The following is a 24638-nucleotide window of genomic DNA, read 5'->3' on the forward strand; positions in this document are numbered from 1 at the left end:
GTTTTTGGTGTCATACGGCTTTGTTGCATGGGTCGAAAAACCTACTCTATGTCATTCTTAGCAACGGCGGGAATTCAGAAAAATAACATAAATCTAGCAAGTTTTTAAAAATTAAAAGCTCGATTTATCTCGCTTTATGCTGGTTCCCGCTTTCGCGGGAATGACATAGGTATACATGACCGCTTTGACCGTTACTTAAAATCCTTCAAAGACCTTTATGTAAAGGTGGACTTCATATATCTAAACTGAATTAGTATTAGACAGGGACGATGTCCTAAAAGTTAGTGGTAGTCCTAGGTTAATATTAAGCTCACAAACCAAGCAGCCAAGAGCTAATATATCACTTTCCCATTTTACGTGCAAGGTTTTCTAGGTAACTTGCTATAGTAGTTAAGGTTTCTGCGAATTTTTCTTCGTCGGGATGATTTTTTTGAAAGCCGTTTTTATTAAGTTTTTCTGTTAGACTAGCTATTTCAGCTTGAGCATTAAGAGATGCCATAACTAATAATAGCTCAAAAGAGGCTGTGGGACTACCAAGTTTAATTTCCGCTATTTTATCATTCAATTTATTCGCTAAAGATAGTAATTCTTCCTCATCTCCATTATTACAATATAATTGAAAGCTCTTGTTATTTAATGTTACCGTAACAATTGACATAATTATTTTTGCTGTTTTTTTATTTCTTCAAGTTCATTAATATAAATGTTAATTTGATCTAGCATTTTTATATAATTATCTTTTAATTCTTTATTTTCGTTTTGTAATTTTTTAACTTCATTTTGATTATTCGCTTGTGCATGCAATAACTCGTCAAGTTTATGCTCAACTTCTTCCATTAATCTCTTTAATATTTCATTATCCATTTTCTTCTAAGCATTAATTATGAATGGATGACTTACAATAATAATCGATAACATTATAATAGATATAAGTACTAATTGTTTTTTACGTTTATAATTTATCAATACCGTAGCTCTTTTATTACTTAATAATTTTTCGGTTTCGTTCTGTTTAGTAGCTTCTATCTGCTCTGCATTTCGATCTTTTACATTAAGATAATCCAAGTATAATTTTAAGTAACCTTTTACGTATACTTCTCCCGGTAAAATATCAAAATCACCCTCTTCTAAAGCTACTAAATATTTTTTTCTAATTTTTAAATCACTAGATACCTGATTTAAAGCTTTACCCGAATCTAACCTAATTTGCTTAAGCATTGACGACATAATTTACTCAAGTTTTTGTAAGAATATTTCAAATTTCTTATTTGCTAAAATAATTATATTTAAGTCTATAGTTTCTTGAGATTTAATTTCTTTAATAAAATCAAGAAAATTTCTAACTAAGTTATTATTATTATCAATCCATAAATCTAAATCAATAGTTGTTTTAGATTTATTAATTATTTTTATTAATAATCTACGTTGTTTGTCATATAAATCATCTTTTAGCGATTGAATACCGAGGCGTCGCCAAAATGAATCGTTCAATTGCTTATCACAAGCTTTACGTAACCAATCAAGACTAAACATATCGCTTATAGCAAAATAAGCTTTTGCTACCTCTTTATTATTTCCTGAAGTCTGTTTTGTTACATATATAATATCAAATACTGAAATTAAATTGTCAAATGTAGCGATAGTAGCAGCAAATGATTCCTCTACCCCACTAGTTGTATAATAATTTAATTTTTCTTCAAATCTTATTTTAGTTTCTCCGACTAATAAAGTACCTACTGTTTTTCTTAAGTTTTGCGCAGGAACTCTAAACTCTTCTATAGTTTCACTAATATTAATAGGATGCTTTAAATTTTTAATAAACCACGAAATACCCCGACGCATTAATTTCGTTATTTCGGTAAACATATCGATTTTTACATTGTAATCAATATTAGTAGGTAGCTTACTTACCGTTTCCCATATATCATCAAGATCAAAAATTTCACAAATAATGGTATATGACCTTATTATATCACAAAGAGGAGCCCCAATCTCACGCTTTACAATACTAATAAGCGGTCCTCCAAGTTGATTAATTATTTTATTTATGGTAACAGTTTTAATAATCTCATGTTTAAGAGGATGAGATAAAATTTCATTACGAAACTTTTTTTGCATCATTTCAGGAAAATAATCTATAAGATATGCATCAAAATATTTATCATGAGAAAAAGTAGAATTAAGTAACTCGTGATAAGCCGACCTTTTACTATATGATAGCAACACGCAAAGCTCAGGACGAGTTAGTACTTCACCGCTGATAGCTCTTCTATTCAATTCTTCCGCACTAGGCAAGAATTCATTTTCCCGTTCTAATACTTTTTCTTCTTCTAAAATATCTATAAATTGACTAAGTATATTAACGGTTAAAGTAGGAGATAGTTGCATAATTGTTATTGCTTCGGTTTGCTTATAATTATCAAGCAATACTAACTCTTCAACTTGCTTTGTCATATCATTTAGGAGTGTATTACGTTCTTCTAAAGTAATTTTTCCTGAGGTTACCGCACTACTTAAAGCAATCTTGATATTTACCTCATGATCGGAACAATCAACACCTGCTGAATTATCAATAAAGTCGGCATTTATGCGTCCGCCTTTTTTAGCATATTCAACTCTACCTCTCTGTGATACCCCGACATTACCGCCTTCTGCTATAACTTTTGCTCTAATTTCTTCACCGTTACATCTAAGGTTATCATTTGTTTTATCACCGATTTCTAAATTATTTTCCGTTTTAGCTTTGATATAAGTGCCTATTCCGCCATTCCACAATAAATCAACATCTGCTTTTAAAATAGCTTTAATTAATTCTTCCGGTGATAATTCATTATCATTTATATCAAGTAATTTTTTAATTTCCGGTGATAATTTTATTAATTTACTACTACGTTCAAATACTTTGCCTCCTTTAGAAATAAGCTTAGAATCATAATCGGACCAATTAGAACCCTTTAAATTAAATAAACGCAACCGCTCATTAAAACTTGATACAGGATCAGGGGTAGGATCAATAAATATATGTTTATGATTAAAGGCAGCAACTAACTTAATAGCCTCTGATCTTAGCATACCGTTACCGAACACGTCTCCCGACATATCTCCTATACCTACGACGGTAATAGGATCTATTTGGACATCTAACCCTAAAGTTTTAAAGTGATTAGTTACGGAAATCCAAGCTCCTTTAGAGGTAATAGCCATTTTTTTATGATCGTAACCTGCAGAGCCACCGGAAGCAAAAGCATCATCAAGCCAGTAATTATATTCTCTTGCCACACTATTAGCGTAATCCGAAAATGAAGCTGTACCTTTATCGGCAGCAACCACTAAATAAGGATCTTCTTTATCATAAATAATAACGTCTTTCGGATGTACTACTTTACCGTCAACGATATTATCGGTTATGTCCAGTAAACCTCTCAGGAAATTCTTATAGCATTCTACCACTTTTTCCATATATTCATCACGAGTAAGTCCTTCCTCAGTAAAATGAACATAAAAACCGCCTTTAGAGCCGACAGGGACAATAACGGAATTCTTCGTCATCTGTGCTTTCATAAGTCCAAGGACCTCAAGCCTATAATCTTCTGCTCTATCCGACCATCTAAGTCCTCCGCGTGATACAGGACCGCCTCTTAAATGAACAGCTTCAAAATCCTTAGAGTAAACAAATGCTTCAGCAAACGGAACAGGTTTAGGTAAACCAGGTACTTTTGAAGAATCAAACTTAAATGAAAAAACATGTTTATGCGGTTGATAGTAATTTGTTCTAGTAATAGCATTAATTATACCAAGCATACTACGTAGTACTTTATCTTCACTACTCATCTCAACGGTTACTAAGTAATTATTCAGTTTATCTTGAATTACATCACAATTATTATCAGGATGTTTAGGATTAAATTTTATATCAAACAGATTTACCAACATTTTTGTATATTCGGGATGTTTAAGTAGTGTTAGTTGCACATAACCTTTACCGTAACTAAATCCCGTTTGATGTAAATATCTTGTTAAAGCTTTGACGAGTTTAACTTGCTTCCAATTAAAACCGGCAAGCACTATCAGTTTACTTAAAGAATCATTAGCAAGCATCCCAAGTGCCATTTGATCTAAAGCTTCTTCAACATTTATTTTTAATTCGGTAATATTACCCTTTACCGGTATGATAGAAGTTAAGATAAAATTATATATCCAGCTTTCTTTAATTTCCAGAGCCTCCTTAATTGCAAAAGTTTGTTCATCAATTGCTTTAAAACCTAAATTTTCGATTGGCGGCAATATATTAGAAAGGGCAAGTTTTACTTTTGGACTATATATTTTTAAGTAAAATTCCGTTTCATTTACAGAAACTAGATTAAACATACATTCTTGTGACTTGCTTGCTTCCGTTAAATATTCAATATCTATTAAAGCTATTTCCGGAGAAAATTTTTGTCTATAATCTGCTGGAAAAACATTATCAAAAAGCTTTAAATTAATACCTGCTTGATATTCACCGCATTTTTTAGAAAGCTTAAAATAAAAATCTTCACTCCAACGTGTAGAGATACGATCTAAATCTTGCTGTATTATTTCTGCTTCAAAATTTATTTTATGTTCCCCTTGTGCTTCAAGCGTTACAAAAAGATAAGAAAAATTACCGACTACTTCGGTTATATAGTTGGATAAAATTTTACTACCGAATTTTTCCGCTAAATAACAATCTATCATATTATGTATTTCAGCCGTTAAACGTTCTCGTGGCAGAAAAATTATGATATTAAGAAAAGAACTCGACCAATCATATTGAATAAATAATTTAAGCTTCTTACTCATCATACTTGAGAGCATATGTAAACACATACAATATAAATCGCCTTGATCAATTTGTATTAAAGCTTCTCTCGGTAACGACTCCATTAAAATTCTTAACTTATCGGCATTATAACCAGATAATGCAAAACCGGCTTTCTCAATTACAAAATTAAATTTTTGTCGTAGGATTGGAATATCACTTATTGAATGGTAATACATATTTGAATTATATATGCCGAAAATTATACTTCCTGAAATATATTCGCCCGAAGAGTTAAATTTTTTCACTAAGATATAGTCGATTAAATTATCTGAATGGATAAGCGACGCACTATTTATTTTACCGAGTATTATTAATTGATTTTGATATAAAGGATTAGCAGAACATTTTATAATATCATCAATCTCGTCTTTTACTTCTTGCCATATTTTTGCTGCTCCTATTTCATTGCTTAATTTTAAAGATTTTACCTCAAAATCAAGAGTCCCTAATAAAACCAAATTATCGTTTTGTAGCCAATTTAAGAATTCTTTAGCCTCTTCAAAATTTAATTTATCATTATCAATTATATTTTTAGATAAACCTTGTAATTTTATGAGTAATTGCGGTAAATGGCTATAGCTTTGCTCTAACTCTTCTAATCTTTCATTTATAGCTTCAGTTAAAAATGTAGTAGTTTTATCGTCAAAATTTCCTAAAATGGTTAAATGCAGTATCGATTCTGATTTTTCATCCGACACAGAATTTTCTAATATTTTTTCTAATTCTCCTTTACTATTTCGGACGCAGTTTATTACCGGATGGAGTAAAAACTTAGTTTGCAAATTCATATTTTTAAGCAGACATATAATAAAATCAACAATATGCGGTTTATTATCAAGTAATATCAAGACATTTATTGCCGGATCATTTTCTATAACCGTCTTTGTTATTGCTATTTTTCTTGCTCTTTCTACCCTTTGCTTAAAAAACTTAAAGGCTTCATCTGCAAAATTTTGAAATAGTTTTTCTCTATTCTCAAAATCATAATTTATCGGAATATAATTTAAAAACTTTTGAACAAAATCTATATATATGGAACTTGACTCACGTTCCTTGCTAAGTTCTAGCATTTTAGTTTTATAATTCGGGATTTGACAATTTAAACGACTACAATTAAAAGAGGTGGTTTTTGGGGTCATGATTTTCTCAAGAATAATATTATATGCTATCATGTACTATCATATGCTATGCTATTATATTATATATTATTTAATAAACAAGAGTGTATAAAATAAATGGAAACGATATTTGCACAAAGCTCTGCATTCGGTAAAGCAGGCGTAGCGGTTTTTAGGATTTCTGGTCCTAAAAGCTTAGAAGTTTTACAGCTACTTACCGGCAGAGCGGACTTTAAACCACTTATCATGTATTATCAACAAATTACAGTTCCCGAAACTAAGGAGCTAATTGATAATGCTATGGTTGTTTATTTTAAATCACCTAATAGCTTTACCGGTGAAGACGTAGTTGAGATTCATACGCACGGCAGTAAAGCTATCTCCATAATGCTTATTAACACATTGTTAAATATAGCTGATATTCGTTTAGCAGAAGCAGGAGAATTTACGAAAAGAGCTTTTTTAAACAATAAGTTTGATTTAACGGCAGCAGAAGGGATAGCCGATTTAATTAATGCTGAAACTATTATGCAGCATAGGCAAGCAATTAGACAGGCAAGCGGTGGGCTTGAAGAATTATATAATAACTGGCGTAGCAAGCTTTTAAAAATTATCTCTCTGCTTGAAGCTTATATAGATTTCCCTGATGAAGATATACCTGATAGCGTTCTTAATGACGTTAACAACACTCATAAAAACCTTATAAACGAAATATCTAATTATCTTAATGATAATAGACGAGGAGAATTACTCAATAGTGGTCTTAAGCTTTCAATTATCGGTCCGCCGAATGTCGGTAAGTCTAGCTTACTAAACTTCTTAATGCAGAGAGATATAGCAATTGTCTCGAATATTGCAGGAACTACTAGAGATATAATTGAAGGTCATTTAGACATTGGCGGCTACCCTATTATTTTACAGGATACGGCAGGTATAAGAGAAGAAAGTAGTGACATTATCGAGCAAGAAGGTATAAAAAGAGCTATTAATTCGGCTAAAACAGCGGATATTAAAATTATTATGTTTGATGCCGAAAAATTAGATTCCTCTATAAATGAAGATATTACAGGTTTAATTGATGAAAATACTATCGTGATAATTAATAAAATCGATTTAATTGAACCTAGTAAAATCTTTTCTATTGAAGATAAATATAAATGCTTAAGAGTTTCAGTAAAAAATAATATTGCTCTTTCAAGTATATTAAAAAATATCGAAAATATTGCCGAAAATATGGCGGGTTTTACCGAAACGCCTTACATAACAAATCAACGTCATCGTCATTATTTAAAACAAGCTCTCTCACATTTAACGGCTTTTAGTTTAGATAATGATTTAGTTCTAGCAACTGAAGATATTAGAATGACGGCACGCTGCATCGGTGCTATTACGGGAGTTATTAACGTAGAAGAAATACTAGGCGAGATCTTTAAAAATTTCTGCATAGGTAAGTAATATTGTATAGCTCATTCCTGCGGAAGGGCATGGATGTCGACTTAAGGATCGATGTCATTCCTAGCTAAAAGCGGGAATCCAGTAAAAAAAGCATAAACACAGCAAATTTTTGAAATTAAAAGCTCGATTTATCTCGCTTTATGCTGGATTCCCGCTTTCGTGGGAATGACATAAATCTCCGACCACAATCACCCTAACCCATCTCACCCTTTCTCTATATATATACTTCTTCAACATGAAGAGTTGTTAAAATGATTAGGAACAATGGTTTGAAAATTGTCATTTACCAATGAAGAAATTTTATTTTTATATTTTTCAATATTTTCAAAAAATATTCGTATAGACGCCAGTTTAGGATAAGAAGAGTTTAAGATTATCGAAAAAAGAGTTTAAAATATTAGTTTTAGTAATATTAAAAGCATTAACACAAGCTAGAATATGAACTAAAAAATTAGTAGGTGATCGATGCCTTGAGTGTTCAAGATTCATATTATTTTTTAGGACATTAAATACTGACTCAACCAACGACCTTTTTCTAAGCTGTATTTTATCTTCCATTTCCAATAAATGATTCTTCATATCTTTTCTAATTCCTGTAAATAAGCGTAATCCACGACCTAATAATTTAGTAAATAATTCCTTAGAAACGCGAATTTAGGATAAGGAAGAAGAGAAGCATGGAATAAGAATAAAGTATTTACAAGTTAAGAGTGTTGGGTTACTGAAGTTTTTCAACAAAAAAACAAGAACCCAACAATGAAAAAATGTATCACAACTTTATTTTATATACTAGACAATTTTTGTGAAATATATGAAGAATGGGAGAAGCAAAAATTAATACCAACAGATAGAAAACGCCGGAGAGAAGGGAATTTAAGCCTTTCAGAGCTTTTAACTATCGTATTATATTTTTATATATCGCCGTGCAAAGATTTTAAGAATTATTATTTATATCACTTATCATATAAATATAGAGGTTATTTTAAATTACCAAGTTATAGTCGAATAATACAATTATGGTCAAGATTAATTCTACCGCTTGGTTATAATGTTGCAACTATTTAGAGGAGAGGAAACAGGAATTTATTGCATAGATTCAACTAAATTATCGATATGTTATACAAAACGTACAAATAGCAATAAAGTATTTAGTGGTATACTTCTTTTACCTGAAGAATTGGTAGTATTAGATATTAATTATCCATAAGAACATTGATTATTCGCTCATCTAAATATTCATTTTCCAACTTTTCAAGTTAAAGAAGTATATAGCTAAAATAGGGATGAGTAGTTATGGATGGTTTATGGGGTTTAAGTTGCATATAGTAATTAACAATAAGGGAGCGATTATGGCGATCAAAATTACCAAAGCAAATAATAGTGATTTATCGGTAGCAGACGATATAACTGATGGATTACAAGGTAAACTCTTTGGTGATAAGGGATATATTTCTAAGGAATTATTTACTAAATTATTAGGTCGTGGATTACGCTTATTTACAGGAATTAGAAAAGATATGAAGAATCATTTATTGGAAATGGAAGATAAAATACAGCTTAGAAAAAGGTCGTTGGTTGAGTCAGTATTTAATGTCCTAAAAAATAATATGAATCTTGAACACTCAAGGCATCGATCACCTACTAATTTTTTAGTTCATATTCTAGCTTGTGTTAATGCTTTTAATATTACTAAAACTAATATTTTAAACTCTTTTTTCGATAATCTTAAACTCTTCTTATCCTAAACTGGCGTTTTTAGTAGGTAATGCAAGCCCTATAGAAGATAACGCTGCTTTGACTCGTTCTTTTGATTCAGCTATAGTTTTATCGGCGAGCCCTACTATAGTAAAAGCAGGGATACCCGGTGATATTTGTACCTGCACGTCAACATCAATAATATCAATTCCATTAAACGTTAGACTTGCTATATGAATTATCATGAAATTTTTCTTCAAATGCTATTTTGTGAGGTTGTAGATGTTATTGCATGGATCAGAAAACGCACTCGGTGTCATCCCGTGGCTTGACCACAGGATCCAAAAAACAATTTAATTTTAAGCTGGACCCCGTGGTCAAGCCACGGGGTGACAGAGAAAAGAGACGCACAACAATCCTATCTCAACCACCAATCGAAAAAGCATGCTATAAAACAAACTTAGCTAAATCAAGATTAGTTATTATTTTTGATAATTGATTTTCTACGAATTTATCATCGATAGTTATTTTTTTGCCTTTCATTTCGCTAGCTTCAAAGCTTATATCCTCAAGCAGATTCTCAAGTATAGTATGCAGCCTTCTAGCCCCTATATCTTCGACTTCTAAATTAACGGTGATCGCATAATCAGCTATCTTCTCAATAGCAGAAGCAGCAAATTCAAGATGCACGTCTTCAGTACCTATTAGTACCGAATATTGCTTTATTAAACTAGTTTCAGGCTCAAGCAATATTTTAATCATATCATCTTTGGTGAGTGAATTTAATTCCACTCTAATCGGTAATCTTCCTTGTAACTCCGGTAATAAATCAGAAGGTTTAGCAATATGGAAAGCACCTGAAGCAATAAATAATATATGATCGGTTTTAACCGGTCCATATTTAGTATTAACCGTTGTTCCTTCTATCAAAGGTAGCAAATCTCTTTGCACTCCCTCTCTACTTATTTCAGCATTTTTTGCTCCGGAACTACCGGTCGAAGCTATTTTATCAATCTCGTCAATAAAAACTATCCCATCATTTTCGGCTAAATTTATAGCTTGCTGAATAATTTTTTCTTGGTCTATTAATTTTTCTGATTCCTCAGGTATAATAATAGCCATAGCATCTTTAACTAGCATTTTTTTTGTTTTAGTCCTACTGCTACCAAGGGCTCGTCCAATCATATCGCCAAGATTAAGAACGCCCATAGATGCTCCCGGCATGCCCGGTATTTCAAAACTTCCACCACCGACAGGTGTAGTATCAGCTACGCTAATTTCGATTTCCGTATAATCAAGTTCGCCGTTTAAAATTTTTTCTTTGAACTTTTCTCTAGTCTCACTACTAGAAGTTTTACCTACTAAACTATCTAATATTCTCTCTATCGCTTTTTCACGTGCATTAATATCTACTTCCGTTTTTGCTAAAGTTTTTTCAGTATTAACGGCTATTTCGACCAAATCACGAATTATTGATTCTACATCACGCCCTACATATCCGACTTCGGTAAATTTAGTTGCTTCAATTTTATAGAAAGGAGAATTAGTAAGCTTTGCAAGGCGTCTTGCTATTTCCGTTTTCCCGACCCCGGTTGAACCGATCATTAAAATATTTTTCGGTACTATTTCATTACGTAAATTACCTTCTACTCTTTTACGACGACAGCGATTTCTAAGTGCAATAGCAACAGCTTTTTTGGCCTTTTCTTGACCTACGATAAATCTATTAAGTTCATTAACTATTTGAGAAGGGGTAAGCCCAATAGGGTCTTTTTTATAAGTAGTTTTAGTAGCTTTCATACAACTTTTTCCATTATAATATTATGATTAGAAAATACACACAAATCTGCAGCTATATTCATAGATTTTAAAGCAATTTCTTCAGCAGTTAAATTGTTCTCGTAAGACATTAAAGCACGAGCGGCAGATAGTGCAAATAAACCGCCTGAACCTATTGCCGCAACATTATTTTCAGGCTCTACGACATCACCGTTACCGGTTAAAATTAATATATGATTACGATCGGCAACAATCATCATTGCTTCTAAACGTCTCAAATATTTATCGCTACGCCAATCTTTTGCAAGCTCAACTGCACTTCTAAGTAGATTATGCTTATGTTGCTCTATCTTTACTTCAAGTTTTTCAAATAACGCAAGACCGTCAGCCGTAGAACCCGCAAAACCGGCAATAATTTTATTATTTGCTATAGTCCGAAGTTTTCGTGCTGTGGATTTTAGTACGGTATTACCATGCGAGACTTGTCCATCTGCTGCTATAATTATTTCTTCGTTCTTTTTTAAACAAAGTATTGTTGTGCCGTGTAAGGCTAAATTATCTGACATACTATAAAATTTATTGATATTAAGTGGTTAATTAGGTACTATATAGTATTGAATTACTCCTAAATAAAATGAGGAGTTATTCGACACAGCTTCAAAAAGAGCTAGGAGTTCAAAGTCCTCGGAACGAAAGCCGTTACTTAATATAGTTCGTACCGCAGCTCTTGTAGAACATTGTCACCAATTTTTGAAGTTCAATCTTAGTATATACTCAAATGATTTCAAGAATTGAATTTGTTATCAAATGGTGAACGCACACAGCTTATACTTAATAAGTGAGTACGTGAATCCATGAAGATAACAAAGAGCAATTCTTGAAAGCAACAGAGTATACTTGACTAATCAGGTTTAATTAATTATTGTCCCTTGAATTTTCAAGGCTTAAGCTTAAATAATGAATATATACGCAATATACATTAACTCCACACAAAAAAATAATAATTTTATTGTTATTGAAGAAGGCTTTTCATGGATAGCTGCTCTTTTAAGTATATTTTGGGCATTATACCATAAAATGTGGTTAGTTGTTGCTATTGCCGTAATAGCGAATATAATCGTTACGGCGATTAATATCGAAGAGTTAAAGTTTATATTTAAGATAGTCTTAATATTAGGCTTCGGCTTCTTTGCTTCAGATATTAGAGAAAATTATTTAAAAAGAAATAATTACCGACTAGAAGATATAATAATTGCCAACTCTAGCATTGAAGCTGAATTGAAATTTTTAGCACGTAGTATGCTTGTTTAATGAATAGAAAAATTTCCTTAATGTCATTCCCGCGTGGCATTGTTGCGTAGACCGGTTTTCTATTGTCATCCCGCGACTTGATCGCGGGATCTAGAAAAGAAATAAAAATACTACTAATATTAGTATTTTTAACTGGACCCTGTGGTCAAACCACGGGGTGACACAGTGGATTTTGCCGGTCCATGCGGGAATGACATCGAGTGTGTTTCTCAAGTCACCTTTAACAGGAATAAAATGATGTATAATAAAGAAAATGTTTTTGCTAAAATTATAGATAAAAATCTTCCGGCAAAAATAATTTATGAAGACGAACAAATTTTAGCATTTAAAGATATAGCACCCGTAGCACCTGTACATATTATCGTTATACCTAAAAACGAATATATAGATTATGCGGATTTTATCTCTAAAGCTCAAATAGACGAAATAAAACATTTTTTTGCTAAAATTTCCGATATAGCGAATGAAGCAGGTTTAGATAAAGACGGTTATCGTTTAATAACTAATAAAGGCGAAAAATCGGGACAAACTATTTTTCATTTTCACTTCCATATTATCGGAGGCGAAAAACTCATCGGATTAATAAATAAATGACTAAAAAATACAATATTGCAGTAATTGGAGCTACAGGAAATGTAGGGCGTGAAACTCTAAATATTCTAGCTGAACGTAATTTTCCCGTTAATAAAATTTATGCTATAGCTTCAGATAACTCTATCGGACGGGAAATAAGTTATGGAGAAAAAATACTGAAAATCAGTAGTTTAACTAATTTAAATTTTGATGATATCGATATTGCTTTTTTTTGTGCCGGTTCAGAAGTTTCAAAAGAACTTGTACCTAAAGCTACTGCTAGTAGTTGTGTAGTTATCGACAAATCCTCACTTTTTAGAGTTGACAATCAAGTACCGTTAATTGTACCTGAGGTTAATTTATCAACACTTACAGAGTTTAATACTAAAAATATCATAGCTAACCCTAACTGTATAGTAATTCCGCTTGCAGTAGCATTAAAACCGCTAGATAATGAAATAAAGATTAAAAGAGTAGTGATATCTACTTATCAATCAGTATCAGGAGCAGGTAAAGCAGGAATGGACGAACTCTACGACCAAACAAAATCTAAATATGTTTTTGGAGAGAATGATCCTAAGCAATTTCCAAAACAGATTGCATTTAATCTTTTTCCTCATATAGGTGATTTAAATAAAGACGGCTATACAAGTGAAGAAGCAAAAATTGCTTTTGAACTAAACAAAATTATGGGCAATCACTTTAAAGCTAGTGTTACTTCCGTGCGAGTACCGGTATTTATCGGTCATTCTATATCGGTTAACATAGAATTTAACGACAAAATGGACGCTAACATCGCTGAAGAAATATTACAAGACGCAGATGGAATTGTTACAATTTCTAATAATAATGACCTTGCTTATATCTCGCCCGTTGAAGTGGTAGGCGAAGATGCCGTATATGTCTCCCGCATTAGAAATGACGTAAGTAGAGATAACACGATAAATCTATGGATTACATGTGATAATTTACGTAAAGGAGCAGCTTTAAACAGCGTCCAAATTGCTGAAGAACTAATTAATAATTATTTATAATATAACTAATATGGATAATAACAATAATAATCTAAATAAAAAAAACCCGCTAGTAATAGCATTAGGCGAATGTAGAACAGCTTTTTGGATAGTTTTTTGGTTTGCTTTTGTAATTAACTTACTAATGTTAATTACTCCTCTTTACTCACTACAAGTTCTTGATAGAGTCCTTGGAAGCGGTAATCTACAAACATTATTATTTTTATCAATAATAATCGCATATATCTATTTTGTTTACGGATTATTACAAATTGCTCGTTCTTTTACACTTATAAAGGTAGGAGAATGGCTTGATAGAACAGTAGCTCCCGTAATTTTTGCTTCTTCAATTTCTGCAGCCGCAACACGAGCAAATATGGGTTCTAGCCAATTATTACGTGATTTTCAAGCCGTCAAAACATTCCTAACAAGTACCGGAATTAATACTTTATTCGATGCCCCTTGGAGCCTTATCTATATTGCCGTTATTTTCTCAATTCATCCATATATCGGTCTTATTACCGTTTTTGGTGCAGTTATCATAGTTTCAACCGCTTTCTTTAACGCTGCCGCTACTAATAAAACGCTCGGTGAAGCTACCGAATTTTCGATAAAAGGTATGACACAAGCCGATATTGCAAACAGAAATGCAGAAGCAATTGAAGCAATGGGAATGATGAAGAATGTTACAAAAAATTGGCATAAATTTAACATATTAGCACTTGATAAACAATCAATTGCTAGCTATCGTAACGGTGTTATTTCTAACTTTTCAAGGTTTATCCGTAACATAATGCAAATGGCTGTTACCGGAGTCGGTGCTTACATTGTTGTAAAATCTCACAGTGCAGATATGACTCCCGGTAATATGATTATGAGTTCTATCATAGTCGGTAGAGCTCTTGCTCCTTTCGATAATGCTATTGATTTATGGAAAAGTATGAGCGGTACTATTAAATCATACAAAAACATTAATAATTTATTTAACACTTATGCTTCTAGAGATGAAGCGATGCCAATTCCGAACGTTGATGGTCATCTTACTGTTGAAAATATTTATTATGCTCATCCTATACCGAAACATTTACCACAACCTCCCGTACCGAAATATATCTTAAAAGGCGTTAGTTTTGCAGTACAGCCGGGCGAAGTTTTAGCAATTATCGGTCCTTCGGCTACAGGAAAATCAACTTTAGCTAAAATCATAGTCGGGGTATGGAAAGAATCATCAGGTTCCGTACGTTTAGATAGTGCTGAAATTTATCGTTGGAATAGAGAAGATTTCGGTAGACATGTTGGCTATCTTCCTCAAGGAATAGAACTTTTTAGCGGTAGTATTAAACAAAATATAGCTAGAATGGAAGAAGGTGCCGATCCGCAAAAAGTTATTGAAGCAGCTAAAATAGCCGGAGCTCATGAAATGATATTAAGATTCCCTGACGGTTATGATTCTGATATCGGTCCTGCCGGCTCTAATCTATCAGGTGGTCAAAGACAACGTATCGGGCTTGCTAGAGCTTTTTACGGCAATCCAAAACTCATCATTTTAGATGAGCCTAATGCTAATTTAGATGAGGCAGGTGAAGTCGCCCTTGCAAGTGCTTTAAAACAAGCAAAACTTAAAGGAATAGCAGTTCTTGTAATTTCACATAGACCATCCGTATTATCCGTTGTTGATAAAATTCTAATATTACAGGATGGAGCAGTTGCAGTTTACGGAACGGAAGAAGAGATTCAAAAACACTTTAAAACTTTAAAAAGCGGCACAATTCATATTAATAACTAAAGTGTCATACCAAATTAATGTCATGCCGTGACTTGATCACGGCATCCAGTTAAAAATACTAATAATATTAGTATTTTTATTGTTTTTATGGACCCCATGGTCAAGCCACGAGGTGACACACAGTGGATTTTACCGGTCCACGCAGGAATGACACCGAGAGCAATGCTGACTAAAAATAATAATGATTAAATATTATGCAGGACTCAAAACACAATAAACCTCAAATTACTCCGGAACAATTGAAACAATTATTGTCCTTACGCGCAGATTCATTGAACCTTAAAGGTCAAAGTTCTAAACGTAAAGCTTTAATAAATACTACATTAAAGAAAACCTCTCACGTTATAGAGTTCTTATTAGTAAAGCTTGACAGGTTTGTTAATTTTACTACCAAAAAAACAGATAAAGATCGTAATAACGTAGCCCAAGCTGCAAGGTCACCTATACTTTTCGGTATTTATGTTATTATCTTTTTAGTATTAATAGGCGGATTATGGGCGGCTCTTGCCCCTCTTGATAGCGGTGCTGTAGCTGTCGGTATCGTAATGCCAAGCACAAATAAAAAAACGATTCAACATAATGAAGGTGGAATAATCAATGCTATTTACGTTAAGCAAGGTGACAAAGTCAAAGAAGGCGATAAGTTAATAGAGCTTGAAGAAACTAGAATAAAAAGCGAACATGAAAATATTCTTGGTCAGTACCGTAATTTTTTAGCAACTGAAAATCGTTTAATTGCCGAACGTGATAATTTAGAACAAATCGAATTCTCTGATTTTCTAATGCAGGATATAAATTTACCGGAAGTAGCTAAAATAATTCATACACAGGAAAATTTATTTAGATCTAGAAAAGAAGTATATAACTCAGAGAAAGATGCATTACATCAAAATATTGCTCAACTTGAGAAAAAAATTGAAGGTTTAGAAGCAAAAAAAGTTGCCGCTTCAAAAACTGCTGAAGTCTATCAAGACCGTTTAAAAGCTTTAAGAACGTTAAAAGAAAAAGGCTTTGTACAAAAAGCAGCTTTATTAGACCAAGAGGCAAAAGTTGCCGCTTCAAAAAGCGATGTTGCAACAACTGAAGCCGAAATAGCAGGGATACGCCATGCTATTACCGAAACTCAAATTAAAATTATAAATCAGCAAAATAAATATACTGAAAGGACTTTAACAGAGCTTCGTGAAGCTCAAGTACAAACAGCATCTCTTAAAGAAAAATATAATTCCCTGACGGATTCGCTTAATCGTGTGATAATCAGATCACCTGTTGACGGCATAGTTAATAATTTAAAATATCATACAATAGGCGGTGTTATAAGTCACGGACAACCTATTATGGAAATTTCGCCAATTAATGATCCATTAATAATAGAAGCAAAGGTATCTCAAAAAAACATTGACTCAGTACATGAGGGACTAGTTGCAAAAATACGTTTCAGTGCATTTAAATCAAGAACGACTCCAACATTTACCGGTAAAGTAGTAAGCATATCACCCGATATCGTACAAGATGAAAGACAACATCCGGGACAACAGCAAGACAATTATTATGTTGCAAGAGTTGAAATTGATATGGATGAATTTAACAAAGTTGCTAAAGTTAAAAATCTTGAATTACATCCCGGTATGCAGGCTGAGGTACAAATCGTAACCGGTACTAGAACACTACTTAGATATTTACTTGATCCCGTTACTGATACTGCATTTAAAGCTTTCAGAGAAAAATAGATAATTTGAAGATTTTAGGCTAGATAACTTTACGGAACCTAAATATTTTGTAATAATATTTATTAGAAATTCTTAATCCTTTATTGACTTTTAACCAAAAAAGTAATAGCTTATTTCGTAATCTAATTATTATGTAAAGGTTATGTTAGGCTACGAAAAAGAACAAAGAAGTTTAAATAAAGCACAAAAACAAGCTGTCGGATTACTTTCTATAGGTACATTTCTAGAGTATTTTGACCTTATGCTTTATGTGCATATGGCGGTGCTTTTAAATAATTTATTTTTTCCGGAATATGATTCTTTCACTTTTTCGCTGCTTACTGCCTTTTCTTTCTGCTCTACCTACTTGTTAAGACCTATAGGAGCATTAATATTCGGATATGTAGGAGATCATTTTGGACGTAAGATTGTAGTTATTTTAACTACTCTATTAATGGCTATTACTTGTGTGATTATAGGCAGTATGCCAACATATGCACAAATAGGTATAACAGCCTCTTGGGTTCTTACTATATGTCGTATAATTCAAGGTATGTCGGCAACTGCAGAAGCACGAGGTGCAGAGCTGTACTTAACCGAAAACTCATCTCCTCCTATACAATATCCGTTAGTAGCAATTATAACCGTATTTTCTGCCGTAGGTACGACGGTAGCACTAGGTATTGCATCAATTTTTACTAATCAAAATATTTATCAACATGAATCAAGTTGGCGTATAGCCTTTTTTGTTGGTGCAACTATTGCTTTTGTAGGTACTATTGCGAGGACTAGTTTAAAAGAAGCAGCGGAATTTTCAAATAAAAAAAATAAATTAAAACTAAGACTTCAAGAAAATAATATTAAGCTTGAAGAAATTGACAAAGACATTCTAGATCAACAAGTTCCAAACGCCACTTCTATTTGGTATTTCTTTATCCAATGTGCTAGACCTCCGTGTTTTTATTTCGTGTATATATATTGTGCTGATATATTAAAAAGAGAATGTGGTTTTACTCCGAATCAAATTATAAATCAAAATTTTTGGGTATCTATAATAGATTTACTCGGTATTATCGCTCTTGCATTTATTAGCTATAAGATCCATCCTTTAAAAATCTTAAAGGTAAAATTATATCTATTTTTTACCTCTCTCATTTTTTTTCCTATAATGTTAAATTATAACCCTACTCCTTTATATATTTTTATTTTTCAATGTTTAGCTGCATTATTCGTATTTGATCACGTACCGGCAGCTCCTATATTTTATAAATATTTTCCGGTTTTTAAGAGATTTACATATACTAGTATGCTAAGTGCAATAGCAAAATTATTTACTTATATTATAACGTCATTTGGTTTAGTTTATATTACCAATTATCTAGGATATTGGGGATTATTTTTAATTTTCATTCCGGTAGGTATAACTTTCTTTATGGGAGTAACTTATTTTGAGAGGATGGAAAAGAATCGAAATTTATAATTTTATTAAAAGTAACATTTATATTAAACTTTAAATTATTTTTATAACATTCAGCATATATAAGCTCTGAAACTGAAGGTATTTCAAGTATTTCACTTAACACTAAAAAGCTTTTTAATGTCTCTTTAATTATTTTATGAGCTTTTTCAGGCGATTTTGCTTCTAAAGTTTGTAAATTATGTATCCTATCAAAAAGTTTTATAAGAGCAGTATCGTATCTTTTTTGTTTAATTAATACACTCAGACTTTTCTCGCTACTTATTTTTCCACAAGGTTTAATTCTAGTTAGGCCTTCTACATGCCTTGCTACTTCTTCATCAAAAATGTTACTAATCATTCCTTCAGTAAGTTTAGTATCTTCAATAGTGTCATGAAGTAATGCAGCTTGTAGCATTCTAAAAGTAAAGAGTTTAGGCACTTCTTTTGCTACAAATTCCGCTACCATAATTGTTACTGCGATTGGATGAGAATAATAAGGATCACCTGATTGACGCATTTGCTTACCATGATATTTACGAGCATAATAAATACCTTTTTTAACTTCTCTAATATCAACAGGTTGTTTTACTTGGGTATTTAAAAATAAAAGCCTTTCGATTAATTTATGTGAATATTTACAGCTTTCCAAATTTTTTTCCCAATATTCTATATCTTTCATAAAATCTCCCAATTACATATATATTATTTTATTGGTTTTTCTTATGATTATTTTTTATATTTTCTTTTTAAAATCCAATATTTAATAATTTTTCTATTTTTAATGCTAAAAAATAACTATATATTAAAAATAGTTTTTTATAAAGATTTATATGTCATCCTTAACTATCACCTATATTTTTCTCATTACAACAATCTTAATATCTTTATTTTGTCGTGATAAAAGACCTGCATATTTAGGCATAGGCATTACAATTTTAGCCGCTTTATATCAAGGCGTAATAAATATTATAGGAGTTGGGGCTTTATCTATTTTTACTGCTATTACCTATGCCTATTTTAATTTACAGCTAAATAAAGTACTAAAAACCTCATTATTTATATTAATCTCCCTTTGTTTTACTTTATTTTGCTTTTCATAAAGTTCCGGGATTTTTTAATATACTTGCTATTAATAAAGTACCATTATCGGAATTATCCATACCGTTTTCTATGTATCTAAATTTTGATAAGATAATGCCGGCTTTAATAATTTTTTCTGTCAGTGATTTATATATTTTAGAAAAACAAGAACATACGAATGCTATAAGATATACTTCTCTTTCTCTATTACTATGTATAGCAATAATTATGGTTCTATCTTTAATAAGCGGTTACGTCTTATTTGAACCTAAAATCCCAAGCATATTACCGATATGGGCAATTAATAATTTCTTTTTCATATGTATAGCTGAGGAAACATTCTTTCGAGGATTTTTACAAAGAACATTACAAAATCTTTTACAGAACCGGCAAATTTTAGCTGTTATTATAGCATCTTTAATATTTGGGGTCGCACATTTTCAAGGCGGGCTAATATATACCTCTAGTAAATGAAAAATTGTCAAAGAAGTCAGCAAGTGTTATTAAGTAAGAATGGATTTATAGAAAATTAACATCAGTAGAAAAAGAAGAATTAAAGCTTTACCATAGAAGCAAAGGGATAAGAGGATTTGTGATAGAATCAAAGCTGTTCTCATGTATGATGATAGCTATAGTATTGATGAGATATCGAAAGTGTTATTACTGAGTGATGAAGGGATAAGAAAACATTTAATAGATTATCATAATGCTCAGAAGCTTAAGCCTGGAAATGGCGGTAGTGATAGTAAACTTACTAGACAGGAGGAAGCAGAGTTAATAGTTCATCTAGAAAATAATAATTATGTGTATGCTAGAGATATAGGTTTGTTCATAGAACGTCAATATGGAGTAATCTATACATTAGCTGGGGTAATCAAGCTGTTACACAGACTTGGTTTTAGTTATCAGAAACCTAAGTTAATGCCTGGAAAAATAGATTTAGCTAAGCAAGAGGAATTTAAGCTGCAATATAGTTTGCTAAAAAATAATTTAGCTAAAGATGAGTCTATTTATTTTATGGATAGTGTTCATCCTCAATACCAAACTCGAGCAAGATTTGGTTGGATTAGAAAGAATGTAGTTAAAACATTACCAAGTTTCAGTGGTTGGAAGCGTAAACATATTATTGGTGCTATTAATCTTAAGGATTTAGAGGTAGTAACAACTGACAATCCTAAGGTTAATGGTGATTATATTATTGAATTTTTAAAGAAATTAGAAGCAAATAATCAAGATAAAAGTAAGATTTATTTGATATGCGATAATGCTGGATATCATAGGTCAAAAAAGGTAAAAGAATATCTACAATACAGTAAAATAGAGTTACTATTTTTGCCAGCATATAGTCCTAATTTGAATCCAATTGAACGACTGTGGAAATTTATGCATTCTGTTGTAAGTAACAATAAATTTTATGCGAATTTTGAGACATTTACTGATTCTATACGAATATTTTTTGAAAATATTGAAAAATATAAAAATAAAATTTCTTCATTGGTAAATGACAATTTTCAAACCATTGTGCCTAATCATTTTAACAACTCTTCATGTTGAAGAAGTATACCAGCGTTTGCTTGAAACATTGCCCAACGATATTGAAAAGCTAGAAATATCCATCAAACACTTAGAAAAAGAACTTGAAGACGTTAATCTATATCTAGATAATCCTCAAAAATATAACCATATTACTAGTCAATTAATTAATGATAAAAAGAAACTAGACGAGTTATTAAATCAATGGCTAGAAATACAAAATTAATTTTTGTTCAAATTTTCTTGACTTAATTATTAATTTTTGTTAACGTTTTGTGGATGATGGAAACACACATAAGAAGGTTATTGTGAGTAAAATTACGAATAAAGAATATCCACAAAAAGAAAAAACAACTGATCCTCAAGCACTTAATGATATCAAAGTTATTCTTGCTCAAATTACCGCTACTAATAATCCTGCAGAGTTAAGTAGATTAGTAAGTGCAGCTCGAAATATTAAATCTGATAGTTCTTTTATTAATGATATAGCAGAAAAAGTAGAGGCTATGGCATTAAAAAAGCAAGAACTAGCAGAAAGCCAGCTTAATTCTGACATTACTCAAAAAGAGCTAGAACGGTTAGAAAAACAAAGGGAACGGGAAGAAGCAATAATACAATATAAAATGGGAGCTGCAAGACAAATTCAGGAACTTAATGCTATTCATGATAGATTTACGACCAAATTAGCAGAATATAAAAAATTATCTCCTCCTATAGAAACAATGGTTAAAACAAATGAAAAGGGAGAAGAGATAATCGATGAACAGGCGATTAATAAAAATATTTTAACTAAAGAAGAAATAGAAGAGCGTAGACAAAAACTTGCAGAACTTAAAGAGGAACAAGAAGAAGTAAATATAATACTTAAAAAAACTAATGAAGAAAAAGAGATTATAGAAAAAGAGATTAATGATTTAACTGAGAAATTAAAAGATAAAAATTTATTACCTGAACAAATTAAAGAATTAGAAGAGAATTTAAAAGTAAAGAAAGAAAATCTAGCAGTTAAAAACACTGTAGTAAAAGAAGCTCGAAAAGTTCAAAAGCACGTTCAAGAAGAAATAGAAAGTGTTAAGGTATTTCATCAAGAAAACCAAGAAAAAATAAATAAGCTTGGAGATACTATAGAGAAATCAAAAAATACTCTAGATCCTAACAAACATCAAGAATTTAAACAGAAGCATTCTTTACTCAATAACCAACAGGAAGCAATAGTCAATAATAAAAATTTAAGCAGTGAAGATCAAGATATACGTAAAAATATATGTAGTAAAATTAATACTCAATGTGAAGCAAATAGAATAAAAGATTCTTTAAATCACCCAATAGCTACCACAAAGAATCACCAAGTTGAGCAAAGTAATCAAGTTCAACAAAAAAAACAAAATAACGTGTGGATAAGATAAAATATAGGAGAAAATATGAATAAACAAAGTAATGATATGGAGACATTAGCAGCATTACGAAGAATTAAAGCTAAAACAACAACTTTATCAAAGGAAATAAAATCTAAACCTGTGACAAGTATGGTAACTACCGAAACACCAAATTTAACAGACGATCAGACTTTTAATAATGATTATGAAGCTCAGCAAACAAAACTTGTCGGCAAAGGTGCTAAAAAAGGCGGATGTGAAATAATATAACATTCTAAGGCTGTAAAACTATATAGTTGCAGCTCTTGTATCATTTTAAATTAAGCAGGAGAGGCCTATTGCCTGTATTTTTTCTGACAATTTAAAGCTAATATCACCTGGGAATATTACATTAATTTGATCAAGTTTTAAATCTTCTAAGGATATTTGCATTGATTTTAGAAATATTATAAGCTTCTGCGAATTGTTTAGGAAGGGTAGTTTTTCCACACTGTCTTGGTCCTAACAAAGCACAAACTTTATGAGTTTTAAAATGTTTTATTATTGATGAAAGGAATTGTTTTCTAAGCATTTAAACTAGTATAATCCGAAGTAAAATGAAGAATCAGTAGACGAGGGTCAATTTCAAAAAGAGTAATCGGTTCACAAGGCGAGAGGAGCGGAGCGTATGCTTAATACGTGAGAACCGTAGCTCTTGTAGAACGACAACGCCAATTTTTGAAATTCACCGAGTATACCATAAAAATTAGAAATTAAGCTTCTAATTTTCAGTATAAAAAGAAAAAGTGATAAAGTTAAAAAGCTTTTTCTCGTTCTGCAACTATAATAGCATGTATTTTTTTAAGCGTCTGGTCGAAATCATCGTTAGTAATTACATAATCGTACTCATTAGCATGTGACATTTCGTTTTGTGCCGACTGCATACGTAATTTTATTGCTTCTTCATTATCGGTCGCTCTATTTCTTAAGCGTTGCTCCAGTATTTCAATACTAGGAGGCAATATAAATATAGCAACAACATTAGTAGCATTTTTCTTAATGCTCTTTGCTCCTTGCCAATCAATATCAAACAAAACGTCCAAGCCTTGATTTAATAACATTTCGACATATTCTTTAGGCGTACCGTAATAATTATCGTATATTTTAACATATTCAAGAAATTTATTCTGCTTAACTAATTCTTCAAATTCTAGCTTGGTCTTAAAGTAATAGTTTATGCCCTCTACTTCTCCTGGACGAGGTTTTCTTGTAGTTGCCGAAATAGATAAACGCAAATTATTATCTATTTTCAATAATGCTTTAGCTAAACTTGACTTACCCGTACCTGAAGGGGAAGATAAAATTATAATCAGTCCTTTATTTTTTATTGTCATATTTTATGTTTTATTTCGTAGGTACAGCATATTTCAGAAATATTCAGACAAGATGAATTTAAATGCAAGCCTGCGAAAGCAGTAGATAAACTACGTGAGTACAGCCAAATCATACAAAATTCGCTTGCATCAAGCTTTATGAATTATGTCGTACTTTTCTTTTTATTACCTCATCCATAGTACAATTAAAGTATTTTGCTATTTTTAAGATTGTATCTATTTCAGGATTGAATTCACGATTAGCTTCCGCTCTCATAATTCTACTAACAGTAGTATAAGGAATATTAGTGACTTCGGCAAGATATTTACGATCTATCTTTTCTTGTTTTAATTTTTCTTCTAAAAATTCTTTCACTTTAGTAGCAAGTGCCATATTAATAACCTCTGAATAAATAAAGGATAGATATATACAAAGTTTGGCGAGTATTACCAGCATTGTTACATGGATCGAAAAGCCTCTACTCAATGTCATCCCCGCATAGGCGGAGCTTTGTTGCATGGCTCGTTTTATGTCATTCCCGCGGAGGCGGGAATG

23 protein-coding genes, 1 other RNA gene and 4 pseudogenes are annotated in these 24638 nt (G+C 31.7%); 14 read left to right on the forward strand and 14 right to left on the reverse strand.

The features are described 5' to 3' along the window. Window positions 1–172: 172 nt before the first annotated feature. The 5 genes from ssrS to AC5584_RS06935 all read right to left on the reverse strand — a co-directional run bounded on the left by ssrS (window position 173) and on the right by AC5584_RS06935 (window position 5982). Window positions 173–331: non-coding RNA, 6S RNA (ssrS, locus tag AC5584_RS06915), on the reverse strand. Window positions 332–340: 9 nt separating this feature from the next. After that, window positions 341–658 (reverse strand): cell division protein ZapA, encoded by a 318-nt coding sequence (locus AC5584_RS06920; protein ID WP_410527358.1) that lies wholly within the window; start codon window positions 656–658, stop codon window positions 341–343. Between the two features lie 2 nt (window positions 659–660). Beyond that, window positions 661–864, reverse strand: coding sequence for an RP576a family tick cell line-upregulated protein (locus tag AC5584_RS06925; RefSeq protein WP_011271513.1), 204 nt, complete (start codon window positions 862–864; stop codon window positions 661–663). 6 nt (window positions 865–870) lie between these two features. Further along, entirely contained in the window at window positions 871–1227 is a 357-nt protein-coding gene (locus AC5584_RS06930; protein WP_499216292.1) for a helix-turn-helix domain-containing protein, read from the reverse strand. Window positions 1228–1230: 3 nt separating this feature from the next. Beyond that, a complete protein-coding gene (locus tag AC5584_RS06935; RefSeq protein ID WP_499216293.1) occupies window positions 1231–5982 on the reverse strand; it encodes an NAD-glutamate dehydrogenase in 4752 nt (1583 codons plus the stop codon). 96 nt (window positions 5983–6078) lie between these two features. Between AC5584_RS06935 and mnmE the strand changes: the two genes are divergently transcribed. Next, complete coding sequence (gene mnmE / locus AC5584_RS06940; protein ID WP_499215988.1) at window positions 6079–7416, forward strand: tRNA uridine-5-carboxymethylaminomethyl(34) synthesis GTPase MnmE; 1338 nt, start codon at window positions 6079–6081, stop codon at window positions 7414–7416. Between the two features lie 351 nt (window positions 7417–7767). Here mnmE and AC5584_RS06945 read toward each other — a convergent pair whose 3' ends face one another. After that, window positions 7768–8070: a transposase gene (locus AC5584_RS06945; RefSeq protein WP_499216950.1), complete on the reverse strand. Its 303-nt coding sequence runs from the start codon at window positions 8068–8070 to the stop codon at window positions 7768–7770. 102 nt (window positions 8071–8172) lie between these two features. On the opposite strand from AC5584_RS06945, the pseudogene AC5584_RS06950 reads away from it, so the two are divergent. Continuing rightward, window positions 8173–9161, forward strand: a pseudogene (locus AC5584_RS06950) (IS982 family transposase). 9 nt (window positions 9162–9170) lie between these two features. Here AC5584_RS06950 and AC5584_RS06955 read toward each other — a convergent pair. The 4 genes and pseudogenes from AC5584_RS06955 to hslV form a co-directional block, all read right to left on the reverse strand. Further along, window positions 9171–9356 (reverse strand): annotated as a pseudogene (locus AC5584_RS06955) (magnesium chelatase domain-containing protein); the annotation flags it as partial. A gap of 52 nt (window positions 9357–9408) precedes the next feature. Further along, window positions 9409–9522 carry a palindromic element RPE4 domain-containing protein gene (locus AC5584_RS06960; protein ID WP_499217094.1) on the reverse strand — a complete coding sequence of 38 codons (114 nt, stop codon included), beginning with the start codon at window positions 9520–9522 and terminating at the stop codon, window positions 9409–9411. Between the two features lie 36 nt (window positions 9523–9558). Then, window positions 9559–10911, reverse strand: coding sequence for an ATP-dependent protease ATPase subunit HslU (gene hslU, locus AC5584_RS06965; RefSeq protein ID WP_499216294.1), 1353 nt, complete (start codon window positions 10909–10911; stop codon window positions 9559–9561). Beyond that, window positions 10908–11456 carry an ATP-dependent protease subunit HslV gene (gene hslV, locus AC5584_RS06970; RefSeq protein WP_410527104.1) on the reverse strand — a complete coding sequence of 183 codons (549 nt, stop codon included), beginning with the start codon at window positions 11454–11456 and terminating at the stop codon, window positions 10908–10910. Before hslV ends, hslU begins: the two co-directional genes overlap by 4 nt. 391 nt (window positions 11457–11847) lie before the next feature. Between hslV and AC5584_RS06975 the strand changes: the two genes are divergently transcribed. The 6 genes from AC5584_RS06975 to AC5584_RS07000 all read left to right on the forward strand — a co-directional run bounded on the left by AC5584_RS06975 (window position 11848) and on the right by AC5584_RS07000 (window position 18762). Continuing rightward, entirely contained in the window at window positions 11848–12201 is a 354-nt protein-coding gene (locus tag AC5584_RS06975; protein WP_485440896.1) for a DUF2628 domain-containing protein, read from the forward strand. Window positions 12202–12438: 237 nt separating this feature from the next. Next, on the forward strand, window positions 12439–12795 hold the full coding sequence (locus tag AC5584_RS06980; RefSeq protein ID WP_039594921.1) for an HIT domain-containing protein: 357 nt from the start codon (window positions 12439–12441) through the stop codon (window positions 12793–12795). Further along, entirely contained in the window at window positions 12792–13808 is a 1017-nt protein-coding gene (gene asd, locus AC5584_RS06985; RefSeq protein WP_499216295.1) for an aspartate-semialdehyde dehydrogenase, read from the forward strand. Before AC5584_RS06980 ends, asd begins: the two co-directional genes overlap by 4 nt. Before the next feature lie 10 nt (window positions 13809–13818). Further along, the gene (locus AC5584_RS06990) at window positions 13819–15573 is read left to right on the forward strand and encodes a type I secretion system permease/ATPase (protein ID WP_499216296.1); all 1755 of its coding nucleotides are present in this window, start codon (window positions 13819–13821) and stop codon (window positions 15571–15573) included. Window positions 15574–15767: 194 nt separating this feature from the next. Then, entirely contained in the window at window positions 15768–17303 is a 1536-nt protein-coding gene (locus AC5584_RS06995) for an HlyD family type I secretion periplasmic adaptor subunit (protein WP_499216297.1), read from the forward strand. A gap of 142 nt (window positions 17304–17445) precedes the next feature. Next, on the forward strand, window positions 17446–18762 hold the full coding sequence (locus AC5584_RS07000; RefSeq protein ID WP_499216298.1) for an MFS transporter: 1317 nt from the start codon (window positions 17446–17448) through the stop codon (window positions 18760–18762). Here the strand turns inward: AC5584_RS07000 and AC5584_RS07005 are convergent. Further along, a complete protein-coding gene (locus tag AC5584_RS07005) occupies window positions 18713–19420 on the reverse strand; it encodes an HD domain-containing protein (RefSeq protein ID WP_499216299.1) in 708 nt (235 codons plus the stop codon). The two genes, AC5584_RS07000 and AC5584_RS07005, sit on opposite strands and share 50 nt — an antisense overlap. A 151-nt stretch (window positions 19421–19571) precedes the next feature. On the opposite strand from AC5584_RS07005, the gene AC5584_RS07010 reads away from it, so the two are divergent. The 6 genes and pseudogenes from AC5584_RS07010 to AC5584_RS07035 all read left to right on the forward strand — a co-directional run bounded on the left by AC5584_RS07010 (window position 19572) and on the right by AC5584_RS07035 (window position 23000). Beyond that, window positions 19572–19841, forward strand: a complete 270-nt coding sequence (locus AC5584_RS07010; RefSeq protein ID WP_499216300.1) for a hypothetical protein — start codon at window positions 19572–19574, stop codon at window positions 19839–19841. Between the two features lie 70 nt (window positions 19842–19911). Further along, complete coding sequence (locus AC5584_RS07015) at window positions 19912–20295, forward strand: CPBP family intramembrane glutamic endopeptidase (RefSeq protein WP_499216301.1); 384 nt, start codon at window positions 19912–19914, stop codon at window positions 20293–20295. A gap of 126 nt (window positions 20296–20421) precedes the next feature. Next, window positions 20422–21375 carry an IS630 family transposase gene (locus AC5584_RS07020; RefSeq protein WP_499217033.1) on the forward strand — a complete coding sequence of 318 codons (954 nt, stop codon included), beginning with the start codon at window positions 20422–20424 and terminating at the stop codon, window positions 21373–21375. 7 nt (window positions 21376–21382) lie between these two features. Beyond that, window positions 21383–21580 (forward strand): annotated as a pseudogene (locus tag AC5584_RS07025) (ABC transporter C-terminal domain-containing protein); the annotation flags it as partial. Between the two features lie 49 nt (window positions 21581–21629). Beyond that, window positions 21630–22760 carry a hypothetical protein gene (locus tag AC5584_RS07030; RefSeq protein WP_499216302.1) on the forward strand — a complete coding sequence of 377 codons (1131 nt, stop codon included), beginning with the start codon at window positions 21630–21632 and terminating at the stop codon, window positions 22758–22760. Window positions 22761–22775: 15 nt separating this feature from the next. Continuing rightward, window positions 22776–23000, forward strand: a complete 225-nt coding sequence (locus AC5584_RS07035) for a hypothetical protein (RefSeq protein ID WP_499216303.1) — start codon at window positions 22776–22778, stop codon at window positions 22998–23000. 160 nt (window positions 23001–23160) lie between these two features. On the opposite strand, the pseudogene AC5584_RS07040 reads toward AC5584_RS07035, so the two are convergent. The 3 genes and pseudogenes from AC5584_RS07040 to AC5584_RS07050 form a co-directional block, all read right to left on the reverse strand. Then, a pseudogene (locus AC5584_RS07040) lies at window positions 23161–23301 on the reverse strand (AAA family ATPase); the annotation flags it as partial. A 223-nt stretch (window positions 23302–23524) separates the two neighbouring features. Continuing rightward, complete coding sequence (gene gmk, locus AC5584_RS07045; RefSeq protein WP_499216304.1) at window positions 23525–24103, reverse strand: guanylate kinase; 579 nt, start codon at window positions 24101–24103, stop codon at window positions 23525–23527. A 136-nt stretch (window positions 24104–24239) separates the two neighbouring features. Further along, window positions 24240–24476 (reverse strand): helix-turn-helix transcriptional regulator, encoded by a 237-nt coding sequence (locus tag AC5584_RS07050; RefSeq protein ID WP_039595196.1) that lies wholly within the window; start codon window positions 24474–24476, stop codon window positions 24240–24242. Between the last annotated feature and the right edge of the window lie 162 nt (window positions 24477–24638).

Source organism: Rickettsia endosymbiont of Villa modesta (genome assembly GCF_964026485.1).
In the GTDB taxonomy this organism is placed as follows: domain Bacteria; phylum Pseudomonadota; class Alphaproteobacteria; order Rickettsiales; family Rickettsiaceae; genus Rickettsia; species Rickettsia asembonensis.